The 6,123-nt window shown below is 73.9% G+C and carries 7 protein-coding genes; 5 read left to right on the top strand and 2 right to left on the bottom strand.

From position 1 onward, the window contains the following. Window positions 1–22 precede the first annotated feature (22 nt). The 3 genes from UO65_RS06700 to UO65_RS06710 are packed head-to-tail and all read left to right on the top strand — an operon-like array spanning window position 23 to window position 3,314. Complete coding sequence (locus UO65_RS06700; protein WP_052020821.1) at window positions 23–1,150, top strand: hypothetical protein; 1,128 nt, start codon at window positions 23–25, stop codon at window positions 1,148–1,150. A 26-nt stretch (window positions 1,151–1,176) separates the two neighbouring features. Then, a complete protein-coding gene (locus UO65_RS06705) occupies window positions 1,177–1,803 on the top strand; it encodes a precorrin-8X methylmutase (protein WP_052020826.1) in 627 nt (208 codons plus the stop codon). Beyond that, a complete protein-coding gene (locus UO65_RS06710; protein ID WP_035279795.1) occupies window positions 1,800–3,314 on the top strand; it encodes a precorrin-2 C(20)-methyltransferase in 1,515 nt (504 codons plus the stop codon). The genes UO65_RS06705 and UO65_RS06710 overlap by 4 nt, the downstream gene beginning before the upstream one ends. Here UO65_RS06710 and UO65_RS06715 read toward each other — a convergent pair. Both UO65_RS06715 and UO65_RS06720 read right to left on the bottom strand, forming a co-directional pair. Then, entirely contained in the window at window positions 3,286–3,723 is a 438-nt protein-coding gene (locus UO65_RS06715; RefSeq protein ID WP_035279797.1) for a VOC family protein, read from the bottom strand. The two genes, UO65_RS06710 and UO65_RS06715, sit on opposite strands and share 29 nt — an antisense overlap. Before the next feature lie 62 nt (window positions 3,724–3,785). Continuing rightward, window positions 3,786–4,439 carry a TetR/AcrR family transcriptional regulator gene (locus tag UO65_RS06720; protein ID WP_035279798.1) on the bottom strand — a complete coding sequence of 218 codons (654 nt, stop codon included), beginning with the start codon at window positions 4,437–4,439 and terminating at the stop codon, window positions 3,786–3,788. Between the two features lie 96 nt (window positions 4,440–4,535). On the opposite strand from UO65_RS06720, the gene UO65_RS06725 reads away from it, so the two are divergent. Continuing rightward, complete coding sequence (locus tag UO65_RS06725; RefSeq protein WP_063935902.1) at window positions 4,536–5,306, top strand: DUF4386 family protein; 771 nt, start codon at window positions 4,536–4,538, stop codon at window positions 5,304–5,306. A 109-nt stretch (window positions 5,307–5,415) separates the two neighbouring features. Next, on the top strand, window positions 5,416–6,123 hold a 708-nt coding region (locus UO65_RS06730; RefSeq protein ID WP_035279799.1), incomplete at its 3' end, for a DUF6801 domain-containing protein.

A 6,123-nucleotide genomic window follows, 5' to 3' on the forward strand; every position in this document is an offset into this window, starting at 1 on the left:
GCGCCCACCCTATATTCACCGGGTGCCCCTCCCCCAGCGCCGAACGGGCGCCGATGCCTGCCCCGGTGCGCTCGACACGCACGCGGCGGCCGACGGCGGGCTCGCCCGGGTGCGCGTGCCGGGCGGTCTGCTGCGGCCCGAGCAGTTGCTCGCGGTGGCCGAAGCGGCTGCCGACCTGGGCACTCCCGTGCTGGAGCTGACCTCGCGGGCGAACCTCCAGGTGCGCGGGCTGGCCCCGGGCGCGGAGGTCGAGCTGGGTGACCGGCTGGCCCGGGTGGGGCTGCTGCCGTCGCCGACGCACGAGAAAGTGCGCAACATCATGGCCTCCCCGCTGGGCGGGCAGCGGTGGGTGGCCGAGCTGGACGCGGGCCTGTGCGCGGACCCCGGCCTCGCCGGGCTGCCCGGCCGGTTCCTGTTCTGCCTGGACGACGGGCGCGGCGACGTGGCCTGGGCCGGGGCCGACGTGGCCGCGCTGCCGGTCGGCGACGCGGTGGCGGTCCTGCTCGGCGGCGCCGACCACGGTGTGCGGGTGCGCCCGGGCGAGGTGGTCGGGGCGGTGCTGGCCGCCGCGCGGGCGTTCCTGGAGCTGCGCGACGGGCAGTGGCGGGTGCGCGAGCTGGGCGCGGGTGTGGCGGAGATCGCCACCCGGCTGGGCGCGGGGCCCGCGCGGGTTACGGTCACCCCGCCGGTGACGGCCGGGCCGATCGGGCCGGTCGGGTTCGGTGACGGCGGTGCCGGGTACGCGGTGGCCGTGCCACTGGGACGGATCACCCGCGAGCAGGCCGCCGCGCTGGCGGATCGCGGCGAGGTCGTGCTCACCCCCTGGCGGGGTGCGGTGGTGCGCGGCGACGGGTCCGGGTTGGCCGACGTGGGGTTGCTGACCTCGGCGGAGGACCCGGGGATCGGGGTGACCGCGTGCACCGGGCGGCCGGGCTGCGCCAAGGCGCACGCCGACGTGCAGGCGGCGGCGCGCGGGCTGCGGGTCGGCGGGCGGGCGGTGCACTGGTCGGGCTGTGACCGGCGGTGCGGGCGGCCCGCCGGGGATGTGCTGGACGTGGTGGCCACGGAGGCCGGCTACCTCGTCGACGGTCGGGCGGTGCCCGGCGAGCGGGTGGTCGAGGCGGCGACCCAGGGAAGGGAACAGCGGTGAGCGAGTACAGCGAAAATGGCTACACGGTGCCCGACTACGTGAAGGACGGCCAGGAGATCTACCGGCGGTCGTTCGCCACGATCCGGTCCGAGGCGCGGCTGGACGGGCTGCCCGAGGACGTGGCCAGGGTGGTGGTGCGGATGATCCACGCCTGCGGCATGGTCGACCTGGTCGACGACGTGGCCTACTCCCCCGACGTGGTCAGCTCCGCGCGCGCCGCGCTGCTGGCCGGGCACCCGATCCTGTGCGACGCGCACATGGTCGCCTCCGGCATCACCCGCCGCAGGCTGCCCGCGGACAACGACGTCCTCTGCACGCTGACGGACCCGCGGGTGCCGGGTCTGGCCGAGGAGCTGGGCAACACCCGCAGCGCGGCGGCGCTGGAGCTGTGGCGCGACCACCTCAACGGCGCCGTGGTGGCGATCGGCAACGCGCCGACCGCGCTGTTCCGGCTGCTGGAGCTGATCGAGTCGGGCGCGGGCCGCCCGGCGGCGGTCCTCGGGCTGCCGGTCGGGTTCATCGGCGCCGCCGAGTCCAAGGACGCCCTGGCCGCGTACCCCGGTGAGGTCCCGTACCTGGTGGTGCGCGGTCGGCGCGGCGGCAGCGCGATGGCCGTGGCCGCGATCAACGCGATCGCGAGCGAGGAGGAATGACCGGCACGCTGTACGGGGTCGGCCTGGGCCCCGGCGACCCCGAGCTGGTGACGGTGAAGGCGGCCCGGCTGATTTCCTCGGCCGCGGTGGTCGCCTACCACTCGGCCCGGCACGGCCGGTCGATCGCGCGCGGTGTCGCCGCCCCCTACCTGCGGGAGGGGCAGATCGAGGAACAGCTCGTCTACCCGCTGACGGTGGAGACCACCGATCACCCCGGCGGCTACGCGGGCGCCATGGCCGACTTCTACGAAGCCGCCGCCGCCCGGCTGGCCGCGCACCTCGACGCCGGGCGCGACGTGGTGGTGCTCGCCGAGGGCGACCCGCTGTTCTACGGCTCCTACATGCACATGCACAAGCGGCTCTGCGGTCGCTACGCCACCGAGGTCGTGCCCGGGGTGACCTCGGTCAGCGCGGCGTCGGCGGTCCTGGGCGTGCCGCTGGTCGAGGGCGAGGAGGTGCTGACCGTGCTGCCGGGGACGCTGCCCGCCGAGGCGCTGTCGGCGCGGCTCGCGGCCACCGACTCCGCGGCGGTGCTCAAGCTGGGGCGCAACTTCGACAAGGTGCGCGGGGCGTTCGAGGCGGCCGGGAAGCTCGACCGGGCGCTGTACGTGGAGCGGGCGACCTGGGAGCAGGGGCGGGCGCTGCCGCTGGCCGAGGTGGACCCGGCGTCGGTTCCGTACTTCTCCCTGGCGCTGCTGCCCAGCCCGGTCAACGACGGGGTGGCCGCCGGGGTGTCGCCGCACGTGGCGACCGGCTCGGTGGGGGGCTCGGTGACCGTCGTGGGCACCGGTCCGGCGGGGCGGCCGTGGCTGACACCGGAGGCGCAGGAGGCGCTGGCGGTGGCCGACGACCTGGTCGGGTACACGACGTACCTGGCGCGGGTGGCGCCGAACCCGCGGCAGCGCAGGCACGCCTCGGACAACCAGGTGGAGGCCGAGCGGGCGGCGTTCGCGCTCGACCTGGCCAAGCGCGGGCGGCGGGTCGCGGTGGTCTCCTCCGGTGACCCCGGCGTGTTCGCCATGGCCGCGGCGGTGCTGGAGGTGGCGACCGACCCGCAGTGGAAGGACGTGCCGGTGCGGGTGCTGCCCGGGTTGACCGCCGCGCAGGCGGTGGCCAGCCGGGTCGGGGCGCCGCTGGGGCACGACTTCGCCACCATCTCGCTGTCGGACCGGCTCAAGCCGTGGGAGGTCATCGTGCGCCGCCTGGACGCGGTGGCCGCCGCCGACCTGGCGATCGCGATCTACAACCCGGCGTCGAAGTCGCGGACCTGGCAGCTCGGCGAGGCGCGGGACGTGCTGCTGCGCCACCGCTCCCCGGACACCCCGGTGGTCATCGGGCGCGACGTGGGCGGTCCGCAGGAGACGGTCCGGGTGCTGCGGTTGGACGAGCTGGACCCGACCACCGTGGACATGCGCTGCCTGCTGCTGATCGGCTCGTCGCAGACCAGGGTGGTCGAGCGCGGCGACGGCTCGACGGCCGTGTTCACCCCCCGGACGTACCCGGCGGGTTGAGGCGGGCGGTGATCTGCTGGACGACCCAGCCGTTGCCGTCGGGGTCGTCGAAGAACAGGAAGCCCTGGTTGTTCAGGTCGTCGTCGGGCTCGGCGGGGCGGAACCCGCCGGGTCCGGCGACCTGCACCGGCGTGGTCGTCACGCCCCGCTCGGCCAACTGCGCGTGCGCGGCGCGGATGTCGCCGACGACGAGCTGCAACCCCTTGAGGGAGCCGGGTTCCATGACGCCGACGCCGGTGCCGATCACGATCGAGCAGCCGGAGCCGGGCGGGGTGAGCTGCACCACCCGCATGTCGTCGCTGACGCGGGCGTCGTGGTCGAGGGTGAAGCCGAGCCGGTCGGCGTAGAACTCCTTGGCCCGGTCCACGTCGGAGACGGGCACGACGACGACTTCGAGTGTCCACTGCACGCACCTGTCCTACCAGACGTGTCGAGCCCACGACCGGGGCATCCTCTGTGGACGGACGGGGGTCAGCCGCCGGTGATGCCCGCGAGCAGCCGGTCGAGGCCCCAGAGGTACTGCTCCACGGTGTTGTACCGCGCGATGACGTCGGCGGCGGCCACCGTGCGCGGGTACCGGTCCGCCGGGAGGGCGGCCAGCCCGGCCCGCCGCCCGCCGATCCGCTCCGCCTCCGACGGCGCCGCCCCCTGGTCGGCGGCCTCCAGCGCGATCGAGCCCAGCACGTGGACGATGACCGAGTAGGACGCCCGCGCGGCCGTCTCGCGGTCCAGGCCCGCCTCGGCGAGGGCGTCGAGCACCAGTTCGCCGAGCCGCAGCGCCTCCGGCCCGTCCAGCGGGGCCGACATCAGCAGCGCCGCCGAACCCGGGTGGGCCAGCACGCCCTCCCGCAACCCCACGGCGGCCCCGCGCAGCCGCTCGTCCCAGCGCCCCGGTCCGGTCAGCGGCGGGATGCCGTGCCTGCCGAGGAGCCGGTCGAAGACGGCGCGCACGACCGCGGCCTTGTCCGGGAAGTAGGTGTAGAGGGCGTTCGGCGCGACCCCGGCGGCGGCCGCGATCCCGCGCATCGACAGCGCCTCCGCGCCGCTCTCGTCGAGCAGGCGCAGCGCCGCGTCGGTGATGGTCTCCGGCGACAGCGTGCGCCGGGGTCCCGGGCGTCCCGGCATTCGACTCCTCCTCGGCTCGACCCTTGACGTTGGACAGCGTACAGGATTAACTCTGCACAGCGTACAAATTGTACGACGTACAGAAAGGGGGTCGCCGTGCGCGACCGGACCACCGGAACGCTGATGGTCGCCGGGGCGGTGGCGGCGAACACCGCCTTCGCCGTCCTCGGCGCGGTCTTCGACTACCCCGACGTGCTCGGCCACCCGGCGGCCGAGGTGCTGGCGCGCTTCCACCGGCGGCCCGTCCTCATCGGCTCGACGTTCCTGCTGCTCGCGGTCGGCGCGGGCCTGCTGGCCCCGATCGCGCTGCGCCTGCGCCGCCACGCGGGGCGGTACGGCCGGGCACTGGCGGTGATCGGCGTGGCCGCCGCGGCGGTCCAGGTCGTCGGACTGCTGCGCTGGCCGCTGCTGGTGCCGTTCCTGGACGTCGAGTCCTTCCCGGTCGTCCACACCGCGCTCGGCACGGTGCTCGGCGAGACGGTCGGGTACCTGCTGACCGCCGCGTGGACCACCCTCGCCGCCGTCGCGCTCGGACGCCGGATGCCCGGCGGGCGGTTCTCGCTCGCACTCGCGGCAGCCTCGGTGCCGATGATCGCCGCGGGCGTCCTGGTGCCACTCGGCTTCGAGTTCGCGGATGCGGCCAATTTCGCCGGTTATGTCCTCTGGAGCCTGTGGCTGGTGACCGCCGGAACGTTTTTCATCACTTCCGGACGAAAAGCCGACGCGGAAGCGACCACTTCGAGCAAGTCGGCGATTGCCAAGCGGGACAACGGATCGAGCTCTGTAAACCACTCGGCGTCGTTGCCGGGTAACCGAGAGGTGTACACATCGGAAAAGAAAGAACGCTCCTTGCGCACGCGGAGGTGAGCGTGGTTTCGTTTCCCCTGCGGACCCCTCGGAAAGAACATTCGGGCCGGGCGGGCCTGGAAGTATTTCCCTGTATCACCGCTGATACCCCAGGAAGGTCTAAACCCTGATGCGTCCCAAGGTTTCCAAGAAGGTGCTGGCGGGTCTCGCCGCCACCACCTCCGTCGGTCTGGTCGCGACCGGGCTGCTGCTCGGCGGCGGCACCAGCTCCGCGGCCCCGGTGTCGTTGACCCTGAACTACTCGTGCCCGTTCCCGCTGATCGGCAACCAGGACATCAAGGTCGTCATCAACACCGACCTGCCCACCTCGGTCGCCGTCGGCGAGCAGACCGGCGCCTTCGACATCCAGGCGATCACCACCGTCTCGGGCACCGCGACGCAGGGCCTGTCCCTGGTCGGCGCGGCCACCGTGGAGGGCACCGCCCTGGCGGGCGCGACCGTGGCGGCCCCGGACATCACGCTGCCGGTGAACGTGCCGATCGCGGTCCCGAAGACCAACGTCCCGGCGTCGGGCGCGTTCGACATCCCGGCCACCGGCTCGACCCCCTCGCTGTCGTTCCAGAAGCCGGGCGAAGCGAAGATCACCCTCGGTGACCTCAAGCTGACCCTGTCGCCCAAGCGCGCCGACGGCACGCTGACCGGCCTGGGCACGTTCGACTCGCTGTGCACCGTGGTGCCGGGCCAGAACGTCACGCTGGCCACGTTCCAGATCACGCCGGTGGAGACCACGACCACCACCGACCCCACCACCACGACCACCGAGCCGACCACGACGACGACGGAACCGACGACCACCACGACGGAACCGACGACGACG

This window comes from Actinokineospora spheciospongiae, from assembly GCF_000564855.1.
Classification (GTDB): Bacteria; Actinomycetota; Actinomycetes; order Mycobacteriales; family Pseudonocardiaceae; genus Actinokineospora; species Actinokineospora spheciospongiae.